General features: G+C 60.1%; 21 protein-coding genes. 8 read left to right on the forward strand and 13 right to left on the reverse strand.

The window, feature by feature from the left end:
• Positions 1-130 precede the first annotated feature (130 nt).
• From ABCW43_RS02150 to ABCW43_RS02165, 4 genes are all read right to left on the reverse strand, one after another.
• The gene (locus ABCW43_RS02150) at positions 131-484 is read right to left on the reverse strand and encodes a phasin family protein (protein WP_345921921.1); all 354 of its coding nucleotides are present in this window, start codon (positions 482-484) and stop codon (positions 131-133) included.
• Between the two features lie 300 nt (positions 485-784).
• On the reverse strand, positions 785-988 hold the full coding sequence (locus ABCW43_RS02155) for a DUF3126 family protein (protein ID WP_037087332.1): 204 nt from the start codon (positions 986-988) through the stop codon (positions 785-787).
• Between the two features lie 161 nt (positions 989-1,149).
• The gene (gene cysE, locus ABCW43_RS02160) at positions 1,150-1,971 is read right to left on the reverse strand and encodes a serine O-acetyltransferase (protein WP_345921922.1); all 822 of its coding nucleotides are present in this window, start codon (positions 1,969-1,971) and stop codon (positions 1,150-1,152) included.
• A 114-nt stretch (positions 1,972-2,085) separates the two neighbouring features.
• On the reverse strand, positions 2,086-2,874 hold the full coding sequence (locus tag ABCW43_RS02165) for an alpha/beta fold hydrolase (protein ID WP_345921923.1): 789 nt from the start codon (positions 2,872-2,874) through the stop codon (positions 2,086-2,088).
• A gap of 172 nt (positions 2,875-3,046) precedes the next feature.
• On the opposite strand from ABCW43_RS02165, the gene ABCW43_RS02170 reads away from it, so the two are divergent.
• Positions 3,047-3,292: a zinc-finger domain-containing protein gene (locus ABCW43_RS02170; protein ID WP_210009854.1), complete on the forward strand. Its 246-nt coding sequence runs from the start codon at positions 3,047-3,049 to the stop codon at positions 3,290-3,292.
• A 13-nt stretch (positions 3,293-3,305) separates the two neighbouring features.
• Positions 3,306-4,469: an FAD-dependent monooxygenase gene (locus ABCW43_RS02175; protein ID WP_345921924.1), complete on the forward strand. Its 1,164-nt coding sequence runs from the start codon at positions 3,306-3,308 to the stop codon at positions 4,467-4,469.
• On the opposite strand, the gene ABCW43_RS02180 is transcribed toward ABCW43_RS02175, so the two are convergent.
• A complete protein-coding gene (locus ABCW43_RS02180) occupies positions 4,470-5,678 on the reverse strand; it encodes a cystathionine beta-lyase (RefSeq protein WP_445738886.1) in 1,209 nt (402 codons plus the stop codon).
• Positions 5,679-6,025: 347 nt separating this feature from the next.
• Here ABCW43_RS02180 and ABCW43_RS02185 point away from each other — a divergent pair, with 347 nt between their 5' ends.
• The 4 genes from ABCW43_RS02185 (at position 6,026) to ABCW43_RS02200 (ending at position 10,324) form a co-directional block, all read left to right on the forward strand.
• Positions 6,026-7,051: an amino acid ABC transporter substrate-binding protein gene (locus ABCW43_RS02185; protein WP_007763138.1), complete on the forward strand. Its 1,026-nt coding sequence runs from the start codon at positions 6,026-6,028 to the stop codon at positions 7,049-7,051.
• 112 nt (positions 7,052-7,163) lie between these two features.
• Positions 7,164-8,357: an amino acid ABC transporter permease gene (locus ABCW43_RS02190; protein ID WP_345921926.1), complete on the forward strand. Its 1,194-nt coding sequence runs from the start codon at positions 7,164-7,166 to the stop codon at positions 8,355-8,357.
• 40 nt (positions 8,358-8,397) lie between these two features.
• Positions 8,398-9,519 carry an amino acid ABC transporter permease gene (locus tag ABCW43_RS02195; RefSeq protein ID WP_445738912.1) on the forward strand — a complete coding sequence of 374 codons (1,122 nt, stop codon included), beginning with the start codon at positions 8,398-8,400 and terminating at the stop codon, positions 9,517-9,519.
• Between the two features lie 31 nt (positions 9,520-9,550).
• A complete protein-coding gene (locus ABCW43_RS02200; RefSeq protein WP_038542553.1) occupies positions 9,551-10,324 on the forward strand; it encodes an amino acid ABC transporter ATP-binding protein in 774 nt (257 codons plus the stop codon).
• Between the two features lie 51 nt (positions 10,325-10,375).
• Here the strand turns inward: ABCW43_RS02200 and ABCW43_RS02205 are convergent, their stop codons facing one another.
• The gene (locus tag ABCW43_RS02205) at positions 10,376-10,948 is read right to left on the reverse strand and encodes a hypothetical protein (RefSeq protein ID WP_345921928.1); all 573 of its coding nucleotides are present in this window, start codon (positions 10,946-10,948) and stop codon (positions 10,376-10,378) included.
• A 350-nt stretch (positions 10,949-11,298) separates the two neighbouring features.
• Positions 11,299-11,610, reverse strand: a complete 312-nt coding sequence (locus ABCW43_RS02210; protein WP_345921929.1) for a putative quinol monooxygenase — start codon at positions 11,608-11,610, stop codon at positions 11,299-11,301.
• Between the two features lie 129 nt (positions 11,611-11,739).
• On the opposite strand from ABCW43_RS02210, the gene ABCW43_RS02215 reads away from it, so the two are divergent.
• Complete coding sequence (locus tag ABCW43_RS02215) at positions 11,740-12,042, forward strand: hypothetical protein (protein ID WP_345921930.1); 303 nt, start codon at positions 11,740-11,742, stop codon at positions 12,040-12,042.
• A 40-nt stretch (positions 12,043-12,082) separates the two neighbouring features.
• Here the strand turns inward: ABCW43_RS02215 and ABCW43_RS02220 are convergent, their stop codons facing one another.
• On the reverse strand, positions 12,083-12,751 hold the full coding sequence (locus tag ABCW43_RS02220) for a hypothetical protein (protein WP_345921931.1): 669 nt from the start codon (positions 12,749-12,751) through the stop codon (positions 12,083-12,085).
• Positions 12,752-13,369: 618 nt separating this feature from the next.
• Between ABCW43_RS02220 and ABCW43_RS02225 the strand changes: the two genes are divergently transcribed.
• Positions 13,370-14,650 (forward strand): tyrosine-type recombinase/integrase, encoded by a 1,281-nt coding sequence (locus ABCW43_RS02225; RefSeq protein WP_445738913.1) that lies wholly within the window; start codon positions 13,370-13,372, stop codon positions 14,648-14,650.
• A gap of 6 nt (positions 14,651-14,656) precedes the next feature.
• Here ABCW43_RS02225 and ABCW43_RS02230 read toward each other — a convergent pair whose 3' ends face one another.
• From ABCW43_RS02230 to ABCW43_RS02250, 5 genes are all read right to left on the reverse strand, one after another.
• On the reverse strand, positions 14,657-15,106 hold the full coding sequence (locus ABCW43_RS02230) for a hypothetical protein (protein ID WP_345921933.1): 450 nt from the start codon (positions 15,104-15,106) through the stop codon (positions 14,657-14,659).
• A 283-nt stretch (positions 15,107-15,389) separates the two neighbouring features.
• Positions 15,390-15,605, reverse strand: coding sequence for a hypothetical protein (locus ABCW43_RS02235; RefSeq protein ID WP_345921558.1), 216 nt, complete (start codon positions 15,603-15,605; stop codon positions 15,390-15,392).
• Positions 15,602-15,853, reverse strand: coding sequence for a hypothetical protein (locus tag ABCW43_RS02240; protein WP_345921934.1), 252 nt, complete (start codon positions 15,851-15,853; stop codon positions 15,602-15,604). Before ABCW43_RS02240 ends, ABCW43_RS02235 begins: the two co-directional genes overlap by 4 nt.
• 11 nt (positions 15,854-15,864) lie before the next feature.
• On the reverse strand, positions 15,865-16,557 hold the full coding sequence (locus tag ABCW43_RS02245) for an NlpC/P60 family protein (RefSeq protein ID WP_345921935.1): 693 nt from the start codon (positions 16,555-16,557) through the stop codon (positions 15,865-15,867).
• Positions 16,558-16,601: 44 nt separating this feature from the next.
• The gene (locus ABCW43_RS02250) at positions 16,602-16,910 is read right to left on the reverse strand and encodes a hypothetical protein (RefSeq protein WP_345921936.1); all 309 of its coding nucleotides are present in this window, start codon (positions 16,908-16,910) and stop codon (positions 16,602-16,604) included.
• Positions 16,911-16,924: the final 14 nt, after the last annotated feature.

A 16,924-nucleotide genomic window follows, 5' to 3' on the forward strand; every position in this document is an offset into this window, starting at 1 on the left:
CGCTAAAGAGATCATCGAACATGCCGAAAATCGGGAATTTCCGCATTGGCATGAATCAAAAAGGCCGGCAGCGCTGAACGCCGCCGGCCTTCTGTGGTGAAGGCGTCGCTTGGAGGGGCCGCTATGCGCGTTACGCGGCGTTTTTTGCGGCGACCACGGCGGTCGACTTGGCGACCGGCGTTTCGTAGGGTTTGTAGGCCGTCTTGGCGAGATCGGCATACATGTCGGTGATCTTGGCCGACTCGGCAATAAAGCCTTCGTAGGCCGACTTCACGTACTTGGTCTGGAGTTCGAAGACCGCCTCGACACTGCGGGTGGAAGCGAGCGCCTCCACGAAACCCGCCATGTCCTGGAAGGACTTCTTGGAATAATCGGTGGTCTCGGTCGCAATCGCCTGAAAACCCTTGGCGATCTCGGAATAGCTCTTCAGCATGCCGTCCATCGCTTCCTTGCTCTTCTTGTTGGCTTCATCAAAATTGAACATCGCCTGTCCCTTTTGTTCTATTCGGATTTGCTGATTGAAGGCGGCCCGCCGATAAAAGTCAAGGCGAATTGTGCATCGCAAAATCACCTTTGGTTGCAACGGAATCCATGCAAATGCATGGATCGATTCAGGCTTCTGATTTTGCGAAGATATATCAGCGCATAGCACACCGCCGCGCAAAAACGCCGCAGCCATTTTCTTTCGAGGCGCCACCGCTCACCGCGAATCAAAAACGGGCCCGTGAGCCCGCCTTCAAGCCTTGCGATCACGCCGGTCAGAGATCGACGTGGAGGAGATCGATCAAAGATCGACGTCCAGGATCGCCATGGAAAAGTTATAGGAACGGTCGCCGTCCTCGTCATCGATGTAGATGACGCCGAGAAACTCGTCGCCGAGGTAAACTTCGGCCGAATCGTTCTTGCGCGGACGCGCCTTGACGATCGCCTGCGGATTGATCACGCGCTTGAAATAGGCGTCGAGCTTCTTGATTTCGTCCGGTTTCACGTTTCTCTCCGTCAGCGGTTCTCGGTTGCGGCGCTTTTGGCATGGGACGAAGGCGAAAGTAAAGCCGCCAGAAATAGCCTTTACCGCTCTTTTCGATGTTCGTTGGGGCCGATGTTCAGCGCGCCCCAAACGTCGACAAGCGGCAGGCAAACGCAGACGAATCAGTCGTCGGCACCAAGAATCTGGTCCATCAGGCGCGACGGCTCCGAACACCCGGCACTCCCGACCACCTTCGCCGGCACGCCGGCGACGGTGGATTTCGGCGGTACGGCCTTCAGGACCACCGAGCCGGCGGCGACGCGCGAGCACGACCCAACCTCGATATTGCCGAGGATCTTGGCGCCGGCGCCGATGAGGACGCCGTTGGCGATCTTCGGATGCCGGTCGGCGCCTTCCTTGCCGGTGCCGCCGAGCGTCACGCCGTGCAGGATCGAGACGTTGTCGCCGATGACGGCAGTCTCGCCGACCACGAGGCCGGTGGCGTGGTCGAGGAAGATGCCCTTGCCGATGCGAGCTGCCGGGTTGATGTCCGTCTGGAAGACGCTGGAAGAGCGGCTCTGCAGATAGAGGGCGAAGTCGCGGCGGCCGCGCATGAACAACCAATGCGCCAGCCGGTGCGTCTGGATCGCGTGAAAGCCCTTGAAATAGAGAACCGGCTCCATGAACCGCAGGCAGGCAGGATCGCGGTCGTAAACGGCCTGGATGTCGACGCGCATGATGGCGCCCCATTCCGGCCAGTCGGCCAGCATTTCCATGAAGGTCTGGCGCAGAAGGACGTCCGGAATATCCCCATGGGCGAGGCGTTCGCAGATGCGGTGCACGACGCATTCCTCGAGCGAGCGATGGTTGAGCACGGCAGAATACAGAAATGCGGCGAGTAGCGGGTCCTGCTCGGTTGCCGCGCGCGCCTCCTGGCGCAGCGTATCCCAGATGGGATCCATCGTCGCGACCGGCTCCTGGCGGATTTCAGTTCTTGCGGCCATCGCCGTCTCCTCGTTTGCCTACGGCAGAGCTTCGTGCAGCACTATATAGAATAAGTTTACGCCAAGACCAATGGCCGCAAAACCGCATTCCGTTGATCGTAAGAATGAGGAAACCTACGGCCTTGCGGAGAGTTCCGCGTAGAACTCCAGAACCGCCTTCTTGAACACGCGGTCGCCGACAGCAAGCATGTGGTCGCGGCCGGGGATATCCAGCGCAATCGCATGCGGCATCAAGGCCGCCAGCTCCTGCGCGGAACCGGCGATGTCGTCCGTGGTGCCGACCCCGATCAGCGTCGGCGCGTCGATACGCCCCATGTCTGCGCGGCTCACCAGATCCCGCGAACCACGGATACAGGCGGCCAGGGCTTGCTTGTCGCTCTTCGTCTGGTCGGCAAAGGCGCGGAACATGCGGCCGCGGGCATGGGCGACGTCATCGAGGGACGGAGCGAGCAAGGCGTCGGCGATCGGGTCCCAATCCCCTACCCCGTCGGTCATGCCGATACCGAGACCTCCAAGGACCAGGGAACGTACCCGATGCGGATGGGCGAGCGCGGAAAAGACCGAGATGCGGGCGCCCATCGAATAACCGAAAAGATGCGCTTCCGGGATCCTCAAGTGATCGAGGAGCGCCATCGAATCGTCGGCCATCACCCATGGCCGATACGCTTCCGGATCACGCGGCTTGCCGCTTGCCCCATGCCCGCGATTGTCCATGGCGATTACCCGATAACCGGCGTCGCCAAGCGTCTTCAGCCAACCCGGATGTACCCAGTTGACCAGCGCACTCGAGGCAAACCCGTGGATGAGCAGTACCGGATCGCCCGACGGATCGCCCTCGTCGAAATAGGCAAGATCGAGACCGTCATGGGAAAACGTGGAAAAGGCAGGCGCGTTGAGATTCATCGGGGCAGTCCTCATTGACGCCGGGAACATAAGGGATGAACCGCGGCGTTTGAACCCGTGACCAAGACGAAATCGACGCGCCTGCGGCGGTTTTCCCACTACACAATCGCCAAGCGGGCGGCTAATGTCCGGCGCAAATCAGACACGCCGCATTTCAGTATCGGAGACCAGCATGGCCGGGCACAGCATTCCCCACTTCCAGAACGATGGCGGGCATCGCTTGATCCAGATCGGCGTCAAGGAATTCATGTGCACCGGCGCTTCGGTTCCCTTCGACCATCCGCACATCTTCATCGACATGGGCGACGACAACGAGAAAGTCTGCTCCTACTGCTCGACCCTCTACCGCTACAATCCGACGCTGAAGGCCGAGCAGACCGATCCGCCGGGCTGCGTCTTCCACGTCAAGGCCGCCTGATCGGCATTCCGACATGTCCATTGAAAGAGTAGCGATCATCGGTGCCGGCATGGCCGGGCTGACGGCCGCGCTCTCGTTTGCCCGCCATGGCGTCGCGTGCGACGTTTTCGAGGAGGCCGCCGCCCTGATCGAGGTCGGTGCCGGCCTGCAGGTCTCGCCGAATGCATCGCACGTGCTCTCCGAACTTGGCGTCCTGCCCGCGATAGAAGCCGTCTGGACCGAGCCTGAGCGGATCGCCCTCGTTTCCGGGACCTCGCTCAGACCGCTTGCGCATGTGCCGGCCGGGCGTTTTGCCCGCGAGCGCTGGGGCTCACCTTACGGCGTCCTCCATCGCGCCACGCTTCAACAGGCATTGCTTGCCGCGGTCGAACGGAACCCGCTTTGCAGCATCCATCTGGACACGCCTGTCCGCAAGAATCCGCACGGGACGCTGACTGGGATAACGGACAGAACCTATCCCCTGATCGTCGGCGCCGACGGCGTGTGGTCCAATCTGCGCGCCGCCATACCGGACAGTCCGGAGCCGGATTTTTCGCGCAATGTCGCCTGGCGCTTCACAATCCCCGGCAGCGCCAGGCCCGACTGGCTGGACGCGGGCCAAGTCACCGCCTTTCTCGGCCCCTCGACCCATGCGGTTGCCTATCCGCTCAAGGAGATCGACGGGTTCAATATCGTCGCAATCGCGTCGGGCATCAGCCCCGGCAAGACATGGGACGCGCAAGCCGGCGACGCCCAGCGGCGCATGCTGCTCGGCCAGTTCCATCGCTGGGACAGGCGCATCGTTCAACTGATCGAAACGGCCGACCGGCCGACCTTCTGGCCGCTTTACGAGGTGGGTGCCGGGCGCTGGCACAATGGCCGCGACATGGTGCTGATCGGCGATGCGGCGCATGCGATGATGCCGTTCGCGGCCCAGGGCGCATCGATGGCGATCGAGGATGCCTTCGTGCTGGCAAACCGGGTGGCCGGCCCCCTGCCCCTTGCGCAGGCGCTGACGGAGTTCGAGAGCGAACGTACGCAGCGGATCGCCAAGGTGCGTGCCCGCGGCCTGTTCAACCGTTTCGCCTATCACGCCCGCGGCCCGATCCGGCTCGGCCGCGATATCGTCCTGTCGCTGCGTCCGCCGCAATCGCTCGCGGCGGATTTCGACTGGCTTTACGGCTTCAAGGCGCGGTGATCAGATCTCGGCCGCGGCCGCGAAACCGATTTCCAGATCCTTCTTGAGGTCAGCCACATCTTCGAGGCCGATCTGCAGGCGGATGACCGGCCCCTCCGGCGGCGCCTTGCGGATGGTGCGATCCGACAGGTTGACCGGCACGGCGAGGCTCTCGTAACCACCCCAGGAATAACCGAGGCCGAAGAAGGACAGCGCATCCAGGAAAGCATGCGCCTTGGCTTTCGCCTTGTCGCCCTGCGCCTTCAGCACGAAAGAGAAGACGCCGCTGGCGCCCTTGAAATCGCGCGTCCAGATCGCGTGGCCAGGAAAGCTCGGCAGCGCCGGGTGCAGGACCCGCGCAACGTCGTTGCGGCCCTCCAGCCATGTGGCGATATCGAGCGCGCTCTTCTGATGATGTTGGAGACGCACGCCCATGGTGCGCAGGCCGCGCAGGATCTGGTAGGAATCATCCGGTGAGCCGCAGATCCCGAGGGAGATACGGGCTTCTTCGAGCTTGGGCCAGTGCCTGGCATTGGCCGAAACCGAGCCCATGATGATGTCCGAGTGGCCGGACGGATATTTCGTCGTCGCATGGATCGAGACGTCCGCGCCGAAATCAAGCGGCCGGAAATAAAGCGGCGTCGCCCAGGTATTGTCCATGGTGACGACGCAGTCATGCCGGTGGGCCACCTCGGCGATCGCCCTGATATCCTGCATCTCCATGGTGTTGGAGCCTGGCGCTTCGGTGTGGATCAGCCTGGTGTTCGGCTTGATCAGCGCCTCGATGCCCGCACCGATCTCCGGATCGTAATACTCGACCGTGACGCCCAGGCGCTTCAGCATCGTGTTGCAGAAATTGCGGCATGGTGTGTAGACGGAATCGACGATCAGAGCGTGGTCACCGGCCGAGAGATAGGCCAGAAAGGGTATCGAGATGGCCGCAAGCCCCGAAGGAACGAGGATGGTGCCGGCCGAGCCTTCCAGTTCGTCGAAGGCCGCACAGAGCGCATCCGTGGTCGGCGTGCTCCGGGTCCCGTAGGTGTATTTCTGGGCCCGCTTCTCCATCGTCGCCGCATCGGGAAACAACACGGTCGAAGCGTGAACGACCGGCGGATTGACAAAACCGTGGTAGTCGGAGGGATCGTTGCCCATATGGGCGAGACGCGTGTTGGGGCCAGCACCGGTGAACAGGGACTCGTTGGTCTTTTTCATGTCGGGGAGAGCTTTCATTGGCAACGGAGGCGCAAAGTTTTGCCGCCGGAGCACGGCTCGGTCAACCCCGCGAAACGAGCTTGGATCAGATACATCAGGCTGCCTGCCACATCGCGGAAAACGCACGTCTTTTGATCATGCGCTGCCCAAACTTTGGGTAAGTGGGCGTTTTCTGAGCCGGGTTAACGAATTTACCTCATTTCGGACGCAATTCGAAAAGGCGACACTTGACCCTGCGTTGTTTTGCGAATGAGATAGCAACGCCTGCACCGGGAGGGTTAGCGGGCGGCCGGCCGTATTCGAAAAAACAGGGGAGCGGCCCGGTGCCATCAAGTCACAGAAAACCACAGATAAAGGTTGGGAAAATGAAAAAGACGCTTCTGTCAGCCGCGATTGGCGCAGCGGTCCTTGGCTTCGCATCGGCGGCATCGGCCGCTACGCTTGATACCGTCAAGTCCAAGGGTTTCGTTCAGTGCGTCGTCAACACCGGTCTCGCCGGCTTTGCCGCACCGGACGCATCGGGCAACTGGTCCGGTTTCGACGTTGACTACTGCAAAGCCGTTGCAGCTGCCATTTTTAATGACGCAACGAAGACGAAATATACCCCGACCACTTCGCAGACCCGCTTCACGGCGCTGCAGTCGGGCGAAGGCGACGTCCTGTTCCGCAACACGACCTGGACGATCAACCGCGATACCGCGCTCGGCTTCAACTTCCGTACCGTCAACTACTACGACGGCCAGGGCTTCATGGTGCCGAAGAGCCTCAACGTGAAGTCGGCTCTGGAGCTTTCCGGCGCTGCCGTCTGCGTTCAGTCCGGCACCACGACCGAGCTTAACCTTGCCGACTACTTCAAGGCCAACAAGCTCGAATACAAGCCGGTCGTCTACGAAAAGCTGCCGGAAGTGAACCAGGCCTATCAGGAAGGCCGTTGCGACGTTTACACCACCGACCAGTCCGGCCTCTATTCGCTGCGCCTGTCGCTTTCAAACCCGGATGAACACATCATCCTGCCGGAAATCATCTCCAAGGAGCCGCTCGGCCCGGCCGTTCGCCAGGGCGACGACCAGTGGTTCGATATCGTTTCGTGGACGCATTACGCACTGGTGCAAGCTGAAGAGTTCGGCATCACCAAGGCCAATGTCGACGACATCCGCAAGTCCTCCACCAACCCGGATGTCCGCCGCTTCTTGGGCGTCGAGAAGGATACCAAGATCGGTACCGATCTTGGCCTGACCAACGACTGGGCCTACAACATCATCAAGGCCGTCGGCAATTACGGCGAAGTGTTCGAGCGCAACATCGGCCAGAACACCCCCCTCAAGATCCAGCGTGGCCTGAACGCGCTCTGGACCAAGGGCGGCCTGCAATACGCTCCGCCGGTTCGTTAATCGGCCAGACCAGGACGGGATAAGGCGGCCGATGCCGCCTTATCCCCGCAAAAAACAAAACGCATAAAAAGAAAAAGATCTCAAAAACGAGGTCACAGGGGAAAAGGCCAGCATGACAGATCACGCTGCAATTGCGCCTTCCGAAGCGCGTACTCTCAGATCCTACGTGTACGACCCCAAGATCCGGGGTATTTTTTTCCAGGTCCTCACGCTCGTCGTCGTCATCGGTGTCGGCTGGTCGATTTTCGACAACACCGTCGCAAACCTTGCACGTTCCGGTACCGCTTCCGGGTACCAGTTCCTGAAAGGCCGCGCCGGTTTCGATATCGGCGCCTCGCTGATCGAGTACTCGAGCGATTCGACCTACGGCCGCGCCATCCTCGTCGGCTTCCTCAACACGATCCTGGTGGCGTTCTTCGGTATCGTCACCGCCACGGCCATCGGCTTCATCATCGGTATCGGACGTCTTTCGAAGAACTGGCTGATCGCCAAGCTCTGCACCGTCTATGTGGAAGTCTTCCGCAACATCCCGGTGCTGCTGATCATCTTCTTCTGGTACAAGGGCGTGCTTTCGTCGCTGCCGCAGGTTCGGGACTCGCTCAAACTGCCGCTGGGCATGGTGCTCAACAACCGCGGCCTCGCCTTCCCGAGACCCGTCTGGGGCGATACCGCGTGGGTCATCCCCATCGCATTGCTGATTGCCATCGTTGCGGCTTTCATCGTGGCGCGCTGGGCAAAACAACGGCAGATGCGGACCGGCCAGCAGTTCCATACGATCTGGACGGTGGTCGGGTTGATCATCGGCCTGCCGGTCCTCGCCTTCCTTGCCGCCGGCGCTCCGCTGACCTTCGATTTCCCGATCGCGGGCCGCTTCAACCTGTCCGGCGGATCTGTGATCGCCCCGGAATTCGTGGCCCTCTATCTGGCCCTGTCCTTCTATACGGCTTCGTTCATCGCCGAGACGATCCGCGCCGGCATCCGGGCCGTGGCCAAGGGACAAAGCGAAGCGGCGGCAGCACTCGGATTGCAGCCCAGCACCACGACCCGTCTCGTCGTCGTGCCGCAGGCGATGCGCGTCATCATCCCGCCGCTCACCAGCCAATATCTCAACCTCACGAAAAACTCGTCGCTCGGCATCGCGGTCGGGTTCCCGGAACTGGTCGCCACCGGCGGCACCACGATGAACCAGACCGGGCAGGCAATCGAAGTGGTGTCGATCTGGCTCGCCGTCTATCTCAGCATCAGTATCACCACCTCGCTGTTCATGAACTGGTTCAACGCCAAAATGGCCCTGGTGGAGAGGTAAGATCATGAACACGAAAAACCTTGCCTATGTCCGTAGCGAGATGATTAGCCCGGCGCCTGCCCCGCTCAGCACCAAGAGTGCCTCGGGCTGGGTGCGCACCAATCTTCTGGCCACGCCGAAAGATGCCGCGCTGACGATCCTTGCGGTTGCCCTCCTGGTCTGGACGCTGCCAGGCATGATCAACTGGCTGTTCGTCCAGGCGGCGTGGTTCGGGACCGACCGTTCGTTCTGCACCACCGCCGTGCAGGGCGGCATCAAGCCGGACGGCTGGAGCGGCGCCTGCTGGGCTTTTGTCGGCGACCGCTTCCAGCAATTCATGTTCGGGCGCTATCCGATCGACGAGCGCTGGCGGCCGATGCTGGTGGCGATCCTGTTCATCGGCCTGCTCGTGCCGATCCTGATGCCGAAACTGCCGCGCAAGGGCCTGAATGCGCTGCTGCTCTTCGTCGGCCTGCCGATCGTCGCATTCTTCCTGCTGCATGGCGGCGTGTTCGGGCTCCAGAGGGTCGAGACACCGCTCTGGGGCGGCCTGATGGTGACGCTGATCCTGTCCTTCGTGGGCATTGCCGTCTCGCTCCCCGTCGGTATTCTGCTGGCGCTCGGACGACGCTCGACAATGCCCGTGATCCGGGTCATCTGCGTCACCTTCATCGAGGTCATCCGTGGCGTGCCGCTGATCACGGTGCTGTTCATGGCCAACGTCATGCTGCCGCTCTTCCTGCCGACCGGCTGGACGATCGACAACTTCCTGCGGGCGCTGGTCGGCGTGGCGATCTTCGCCTCGGCCTACATGGCGGAAGTCGTTCGCGGCGGCCTGCAGGCCATCCCGAAAGGACAGTTCGAAGGCGCCGATTCGCTCGGTCTCAGCTATTGGCAGAAGATCCGGCTGGTCGTTATGCCGCAGGCGCTGAAACTGGTCATCCCGGGCATCGTCAACACCTTCATCGGCCTTTTCAAGGACACGTCGCTGGTGTCGATCATCGGCATGTTCGACCTTCTCGGGATCGTGCAGCTGAACTTCACCGACACGACCTGGATCAGCCCCGTCACACCGATCACGGGCCTCATCTTCGCAGGCTTCATCTTCTGGCTGTTCTGCTTCGGCATGTCGCGCTACTCCGCCTTCATGGAGCGGCATCTCGACACCAACCTGACGCGTTAAGCGGCCACAAACGATAACAAAGGGGATAAAAATGGCAGATGCCCAACCCAAGAAAATGACCGTCTCGGCTACCGACGTTGCCGTCGAAATCATCGGCATGAACAAGTGGTACGGCGATTTCCACGTGCTGCGCGACATTAACCTGAAGGTGATGAAGGGCGAACGCATCGTCATCGCCGGTCCGTCCGGCTCCGGCAAGTCGACGATGATCCGCTGCATCAACCGCCTCGAGGAACATCAGGCCGGCAACATCATCGTCGACGGCATCGAGCTCACCAACGACCTGAAGAAGATCGACGAAGTGCGCCGCGAAGTCGGAATGGTGTTCCAGCACTTCAACCTCTTCCCGCACCTGACGATCCTGGAAAACTGCACGCTTGCGCCGATCTGGGTCCGCAAGATGCCGAAGAAGCAGGCGGAAGAGATCGCCATGCATTATCTCGCCCGCGTCAAGATCCCGGAACAGGCCAACAAATATCCGGGCCAGCTCTCCGGCGGCCAGCAGCAGCGCGTGGCGATCGCCCGCTCGCTGTGCATGAAGCCGAAGATCATGCTGTTCGACGAGCCGACCTCGGCGCTCGATCCGGAAATGGTCAAGGAAGTGCTGGATACGATGGTGAGCCTTGCCGAAGAAGGCATGACCATGCTGTGCGTCACCCACGAAATGGGCTTTGCCCGCCAGGTCGCCCATCGGGTGATCTTCATGGACCAGGGCCAGATCGTCGAGCAGAACTCGCCGGCGGAATTCTTCGACAACCCACAGCACGAGCGCACGAAACTCTTCCTCAGCCAGATCCTGCACTGATCGGCCTTACGGGGACGCAATCATGGGGCGCTTCGGCGCCCCATTTTCGTTTCACCAGCGGAAGGAATAACGGGCGTTGACGCTCGTGACAGGTCCGGGCGCATCGGAGGTCCGATCGAACGCGCCGCTGACCGTCATGTACCGGCCGAGCCGCTTTTCCACGGCGACGCCTGCTGCGAGCGTGCGAAACCCGTTGCTGCCGCTTGCCCGTCCGACCAGCGCCGTGCGGCTTGGACTATGTGACAGGCGAACCGACTGGCTCGCATCGAGGCCGCGCCATTCTCCCGAGGTCCCGTCATACCGCAGGCCGTAGCTGCTGCGCCTTTCGATATCGATCGTCGACGTGGCGATTTCCTTTTCGTAATAATTCATGGTGATCCCGGCGCTGCCGGTATTGCCGTCGAGATCGACACCGACGTCGCGGTTCAGCTGATAGGCGGGCGTCTGGATCTTTTCCGCCGTGAAATTGCTCCAGAATTTGATGGGCGTATCCAGCGGGGTTCCGCTCGCCGACGTATCGACGCCCATCGACACGCCGGCTTCGGTTTCGAGCCGGGTCGGCAGCTTCAGGCCCAGCTTGACGGAGTAGCTGGTATCGGAATTGCGGATCGGGCTCCAGATCAACGGCTTGTCTTGCGCAAACCCTGGACCCGCCGTCAGAAAACACGTGAGCGCCAGAACCACGCCACGGGATGATATCCTTATCATATGAATCCCACTCGAAGCTCAAAACAAGCAAAGGGTCCGGGCAATTCGAACTGCCCGAATGAAACCATTTCAATGTGTTGAAGGCGTTTGCCGAGGGGCCATGGCCGCTCTATCGCCGGTCTGTCTTCCGCCCGCATAACGCCACGGGACTGACAACACCCATCATACGAAACAATGCGGCCATTCCGAATCCGCAATGCGGCAAGAATGGGGTTTCGCAGGCACCGCCATTTTTTTGGCGGCCGCGGCGGACTACCTTTCAGGTGTTACTCAAAACGCTCGTCTATGTGTTGCACCGACGCCGATATGACATTGTCGATGACGACGTGGGACAGAAGTATTGGTCCTACGGCCCAAAGCGCTCGCATATGATCGGTATCCTCATGTCGACGGTGAGCTTCCTCACTGGTGAAGGCTTCCGCGAGCAGGATCTTGTCGGGATGATCCGGCATCGGCACCAGTTCGATATAAAGACAATCGGGATCGAGCCGGCTTTTCTCCAGATGATCACGCGCCGCCTCGAGATATTGCTCACGCTTGCCAGGTTTGGTTGTGAAAAACCCAACGATGCACTTCATCTTCCCCTCCCAAGGCAGAACCACGCCAACCGGCGATACGCCGGCTTGGAGTATAGGCGCACACAGCTCAGGAACAAATCGCCTGACATCGCGTTCAACGCGGCATCCTATCAAGCGGAGAGCGAACAGATGAACCTAAAGCTCGCATTGGGCGCGGCACTTGGCCTGGCCTGCACATCGATGGCGGCTGAAGCCCGGTCGGATTTTCGGCTCTACGGAGCCGTGCCTGTGGAAAGCAGCCCCCGGCTCATGCAGGCCTACAACAGGGCGCTGGCGCGATGCCTCCCCGAAGCCGGCCTAGCAGAGGCCGGAGCGATCGCTGAGGCCAGCCTGCCTGCGGTGCGGCTGCGGGGTTGTTTGTATCGCAAAGGGTTCTTCTACCGGGGCGTCTATGCATACCCGGTGGCCATGTCTGTCTACCGCATCAGGTAGTCTCGCGGGGGGGGCCGTGGCCTGACATGGCCTCAAATTGCTATCTGAAGGGCGATAAGAGGACACGATCAACCACCATGAAGAAGACGTCGACACTCGGCAGTAAGAACAGCCCCGCACCAAAGATCATCAAACCGTTGCTGAGAATGCTCGCAAACCACCGGGTCCTATTCATAGCTTCGAAGTAGGCTGCCAAACCGGGAGAAACCGTGCCTTGCGGTTTCGCCCCACTGAAAACTTCGTACCGAGACCTAAAACCTAGTGTGAACCTCACAGCGTTGTAGATTGCCTGAGCAGGGAATTCGTTAAAGTAAAGCTCGTCACCCTCTTTCGGTTGCCCCTCTAGCAGCGATACCATTGCCCGGTTCATGTCACCGATCTGCCGGTAATCCGAGGTTTCCATGACGTGGCGGATATATTCTGTGCGAGTTTTGTACTGCCGTATGATCGACGGGCAGAAGACGTAGAAGATGATCAAGCCAGCCAACACACAAAGGCCTCCGGCATAGAGGAGGCAGATACGCTGAAACGGCGTGAACAACACGTCAGACCCGAGCGACGTAAACTGCATGACAAGGTTCTGGAATTGATCTCCATACAGAATGGCGTACCCCAGCACGGGAACGAGGCTGACCACCTGCGGAAGCTTTGTCTGGGCGAGCGCCGCATTCGTTGACCACCTCACCGAATAATAGTCCGTATCCTTCACGATGTGCTTTCCGAGCGAGGGGCTTTGGGGAGTGAGCACTTCGGGCGAGGCCCTATCTCTTCCTGAAAGCCGTGAAATCGATTTTAACAGGTGTGGGGGAGACTGGCCCGAACCTATTCTATTATATGACCGATCTATCTTGACCCCTGTAAGAAATAATAGAATGGAGCTTGGCCAGTCTAATTGTGGGTAAAGATAAGATCGGTCATTCTTCGATGCAGCGGCTCAACCGCCTAGGTGGGGGGCTGTAGCCTGCTCCTGTCGGTCCATTACGTATAGCTCTACCGCCTCTCCGCCCACCCGCTGCGCATATCGCGACGTTCTCACCCGCCATGAATGCGGGCCAGTCAGCTAGCACGGTCTCGATAATATCGATCTGGGATACTGCGATGACGAGACATGCAAGCGTGGCGACCCCTGCAGGACTCGAACCTGCGACCTGCTGCTTAGAAGGCAGTGAATCGGACCCTTCACGACCCTTCATAGCTTTTCAACAGCTTTGCTGAAGCCCCTGATTCATAAGGGCTTGCGCTGGTAATGATCGGTCGTGCATTGTCACGACCTTGCACGGCCTGCCGGCCAATTCTGTTACCCCAGCGTTACCCCGAGAATTCCCCAATGGCAAAAGCTCTGACCGCAAAAGCAATCGAGGCGATGAAGCCGACCGCAACGAGACAGGAAATCCCTGACGGCGGTTTGCCGGGGCTCTACCTGATCATTCAGCCGAAGCGCGAACGCCACGGGAAGGAACTGCCGGCGGCGATGAGCTGGGCAATCCGATACCGCTTTGACGGCCGGCCGAAGAAACACACGATCGGATCATATCCAGCCTATTCGCTGGCGCAGGCTAGGGAGGAAGGGGGGAAAGCGCTAAGGGCCGTCTCTGAGGTGCGAGACCCGGCCGCGGAGAAAGCCGCAAGGAAGGAGCGCAAGCTTGACCTTGTGGAAGACGCGATTGACGAATTCATCAAGCGTCACGTCGAGAAGGAGAACCGCCCGAACACGGTCAGGGAGCGAAAGCGGCTATTCGAGAAAGAGGTCAAACCGAAATGGCGCGGCCGGAACATGCAGACTATCACCCGCCTGGAGATTATCCAGTTCATAGACAAGACTGCCGATCGGGCGCCCGTGCTGGCGAACCGGCTGCTTGCCCTGCTTCGGAAGTTCTTCGGCTGGGCCGTCGAGCGCGACATTATCGAAGTGTCGCCTATGAACAAAAAAATAAGGCCCCCAGGTCAGGAGACCACAAGGGACCGGATCTTGACCGACGATGAAATCAGGCTGCTGCTGCTGGCTGCCGACAAGCAAGGCTATCCTTTCGGCCCCATGGTCAGGATGCTGCTTTTGACCGGCCAGCGGCGCAGCGAGGTAGCAGACGCTGAATGGATCGAGTTTGAGCTAGGCGGCAATAATCAGCTATGGGTGATCCCGCCTGAGCGCTCGAAGAACCGCAAGGAACATTTCGTTCCCCTGCCAGCCTTCCTGCTTTCGATCATCGAAGCCCTGCCCCGCATCAAGCCGTCAAACGACGACAAGGCAAAGCCGGTCTACCTGTTCACGACAAGCGGCACGACGCCCGTGTCTGGCTTCTCCAAGGCCAAGACGCTCTTGGATGCCGCCATGCTGGAGATAGCCAGGAAGGAGGCCACAGAGCGCGGCGATGATCCGAAGGCCGTGACGATCGAGCCTTGGACGTTCCACGACCTGAGACGCACCGCGGCGAGCGGAATGGCCCGCCTGAGTGTCCCGGTTCATGTCGTCGAGGCCGTGCTTAATCACCGATCGGGATCGATCAAGGGGGTTGCCGCCGTCTATAACCGCTATGACTATGCCGATGAGAAGAGGGCCGCGTTGACCGCCTGGGCCGCGCGCGTTGCCGAGCTTATGCCCCAGCCTTAGGAGAGACTACCGGCCCGGGCGCCCCTGCTGCACCGCCTCCATCCGAAGCAATATCTCTTTGACCACCTGAAGATCTGAGGCCTGCTTGTTGAAGCCGGTCTGGAGGTCTTTAATGGATGATGTGACGCTGACCGCCGATTGTTCCGCCACCGTGACGCGATAGGTGAGGTTATCGATCTTCCGCTCTACCTCGTTGCCCTTGACTTCCTCGGCGCGAAGCCGCTCGTTGACACTGGCAGCAATGGCCCTTGTCTCTGCCAGGCGCTCCTTGTGGTATTCCTCATGGGACAGGCGCCACTTCATGAGGTCTTCGATGTCGCGCGTCGTGTTGGCCCAGATATAGACACCGCCCGCCAGCATGCCGACAAGCGTCAGCAGGTTCAGGATCGTGTTCAGGTTCCAATTGTGCCAGGTAGGCGACTTCTTTGGAAATTGCATATCATCTGGTCCCGCCATCCAACTTTCTTCCATGCCATGCTTTTTAATGAATACGGAACCAGTCGCAGGATAACGTTTATCCAGCCGTCTGCGATCCAACGAATCTCAGGTGGTCAGATCCGGCGCGATGCTCTAACAGCGCGTCGGGTCGTCTCGTTCTCAAGCAGAGCAGTAAGCCTTTCGCGCCTCGTTGTTCGCGCGTACCTGAAGCTGTGTCTCCGGAGTGTCCCGGCTGGAATAGCTCACTGCCTTCCATGCGCGGCAAACGTCCGCGGCGATCGACTGTTCCGTCCCGGTCGCGTCAGTCCCGCCGGTTCGGGTCGTCAGGGTCGGGCTGCAGCTTGCCAGCAAGAACAGCGTCACGAGCAGCGACCGCCTTATCCACGCGCTTTCCATGGAGGTTCTCCAATTGGGCGAGCACCGCCGTTTCGATTTCCTTCTGCTTCGCCCGCTGCGCAAAGAACGCAGCGAGGGAGAGCAGGAGCTTGAGGATCGTCAGCGACGTGGAGATGGTCATTTTTCGACCGGCGGCTGCGGCTTGGCCAGGCCCGAGACGCCATCGCGGAAGACGTTGATGACCGTCTTCAGGACCGCCAGGGCCGTCACGGCAATGGTGGTATAGGTCGGGCTGATCCAGGAGGCGGAGCATTCGAGCGCGCCAGTCGGCAGCGTGGTGCAGCCGGTCGCCATCAGGAAGGCGGTAAGGGCGCCAAGAACGGCGATGACGATATTGAGGATGTTGTGGAAGGTATTCGAGTTGAACACGGGATTTCCTTTCAGGACTCTTTGGTTGAAATTCTGCCGTTGAACACGGTCAGCGGCATTTGCTGGGTTGGGAACGGGTAGGTCGCCGGGAAGCGCATCCCGGTAATCTGGTCCTTGCGGATCTTCACGACGCTGATGCTGTCGCTCTGATTACCGCCGGCCGCGTGAACGTGCGTCTTGTCGTGGCCGACGATGGTAAAGACGTGATTTCCGCCCGTGCGGGCTTTCACGCCAATGGCGCCGAGGTAATATTCCCCCTGCTTGACCGGGACGCCGAAGCGCAGCCAGTTCGCAGCCCAATAGGGGTTGGCAATCATCGGCTCTTTCGGGAGCGATACGGCGATGATGGTTTCCATTAGGTCGCCGCACCAGGGCAGCTTTGCCGGATCGCCCAGGGCGTGGCCGTCACTCTTAAGGAACTCGCTCAGCTCCTTCTTGTCGCGGGTTTCATGCAGGCCCATCTTGCGCTTGACCAGATCGACCCATGGCGGGACCAAGGCGGACGGAGGATTATCGATCTCCAGCGCCTTGAGCGTCTTCGGACCGATGGTTCCCGGATACTTGATGTCCAGCTTTCTATCGGCCTGGAACTTGGCAACAGCCGACGCCGTGAAGCGTCCGGTATCACCATCAGCGCCACCCGGGCCGAGGTCATAACCGAACGCAATCAAGCGCCGCTGCACCGCTTGCACGGTGGCGTTCATGTCTTTTTCCTTGTGGGGATTGGGTAGTCTCGAAGCCCTAAGGCTTACTCGGCGTAGATGAGAACGCCATCAGGACCATCGGGCTGGGCGGTCGGGTTTGCCTTGAAAGCGTCGATCAGCACCTGGGTTTGTGCTGCCGTCGTCTGGCAGATGATTGCGCCTGTGGTCAGCATCCCGACGACCTGCGAAATATTGGGAATGGTGTTCCAGACCCAAATAGGCTTTCCAGGCGCACCGCCGACTTCATTCTTGAGCTGTTGGTGCGCGGCAATCGCCTCGACGCCTGAATAGCATGTCGGTGTCACCAGCACGGTTTCGCCGTTGACGGTCTTCTCTAGTACGAGCTTGCTCATTGTCATGGTTCTCC

The organism is Neorhizobium tunisiense, assembly GCF_039631515.1.
In the GTDB taxonomy this organism is placed as follows: domain Bacteria; phylum Pseudomonadota; class Alphaproteobacteria; order Rhizobiales; family Rhizobiaceae; genus Neorhizobium.

Bases quoted from the DNA above. Each gene is read 5' to 3' on its own strand.
- ABCW43_RS02150 (WP_345921921.1), bottom strand. From the start codon at position 484: ATGTTCAATTTTGATGAAGCCAACAAGAAGAGCAAGGAAGCGATGGAC.
- cysE (WP_345921922.1), bottom strand. From the start codon at position 1,971: ATGGCCGCAAGAACTGAAATCCGCCAGGAGCCGGTCGCGACGATGGAT.
- ABCW43_RS02165 (WP_345921923.1), bottom strand. From the start codon at position 2,874: ATGAATCTCAACGCGCCTGCCTTTTCCACGTTTTCCCATGACGGTCTC.
- ABCW43_RS02170 (WP_210009854.1), top strand. From the start codon at position 3,047: ATGGCCGGGCACAGCATTCCCCACTTCCAGAACGATGGCGGGCATCGC.
- ABCW43_RS02175 (WP_345921924.1), top strand. From the start codon at position 3,306: ATGTCCATTGAAAGAGTAGCGATCATCGGTGCCGGCATGGCCGGGCTG.
- ABCW43_RS02180 (WP_445738886.1), bottom strand. From the start codon at position 5,678: ATGAAAGCTCTCCCCGACATGAAAAAGACCAACGAGTCCCTGTTCACC.
- ABCW43_RS02185 (WP_007763138.1), top strand. From the start codon at position 6,026: ATGAAAAAGACGCTTCTGTCAGCCGCGATTGGCGCAGCGGTCCTTGGC.
- ABCW43_RS02190 (WP_345921926.1), top strand. From the start codon at position 7,164: ATGACAGATCACGCTGCAATTGCGCCTTCCGAAGCGCGTACTCTCAGA.
- ABCW43_RS02195 (WP_445738912.1), top strand. From the start codon at position 8,398: ATGATTAGCCCGGCGCCTGCCCCGCTCAGCACCAAGAGTGCCTCGGGC.
- ABCW43_RS02200 (WP_038542553.1), top strand. From the start codon at position 9,551: ATGGCAGATGCCCAACCCAAGAAAATGACCGTCTCGGCTACCGACGTT.
- ABCW43_RS02210 (WP_345921929.1), bottom strand. From the start codon at position 11,610: ATGAAGTGCATCGTTGGGTTTTTCACAACCAAACCTGGCAAGCGTGAG.
- ABCW43_RS02215 (WP_345921930.1), top strand. From the start codon at position 11,740: ATGAACCTAAAGCTCGCATTGGGCGCGGCACTTGGCCTGGCCTGCACA.
- ABCW43_RS02225 (WP_445738913.1), top strand. From the start codon at position 13,370: ATGGCAAAAGCTCTGACCGCAAAAGCAATCGAGGCGATGAAGCCGACC.
- ABCW43_RS02230 (WP_345921933.1), bottom strand. From the start codon at position 15,106: ATGGCGGGACCAGATGATATGCAATTTCCAAAGAAGTCGCCTACCTGG.
- ABCW43_RS02235 (WP_345921558.1), bottom strand. From the start codon at position 15,605: ATGACCATCTCCACGTCGCTGACGATCCTCAAGCTCCTGCTCTCCCTC.
- ABCW43_RS02245 (WP_345921935.1), bottom strand. From the start codon at position 16,557: ATGAACGCCACCGTGCAAGCGGTGCAGCGGCGCTTGATTGCGTTCGGT.
- ABCW43_RS02250 (WP_345921936.1), bottom strand. From the start codon at position 16,910: ATGAGCAAGCTCGTACTAGAGAAGACCGTCAACGGCGAAACCGTGCTG.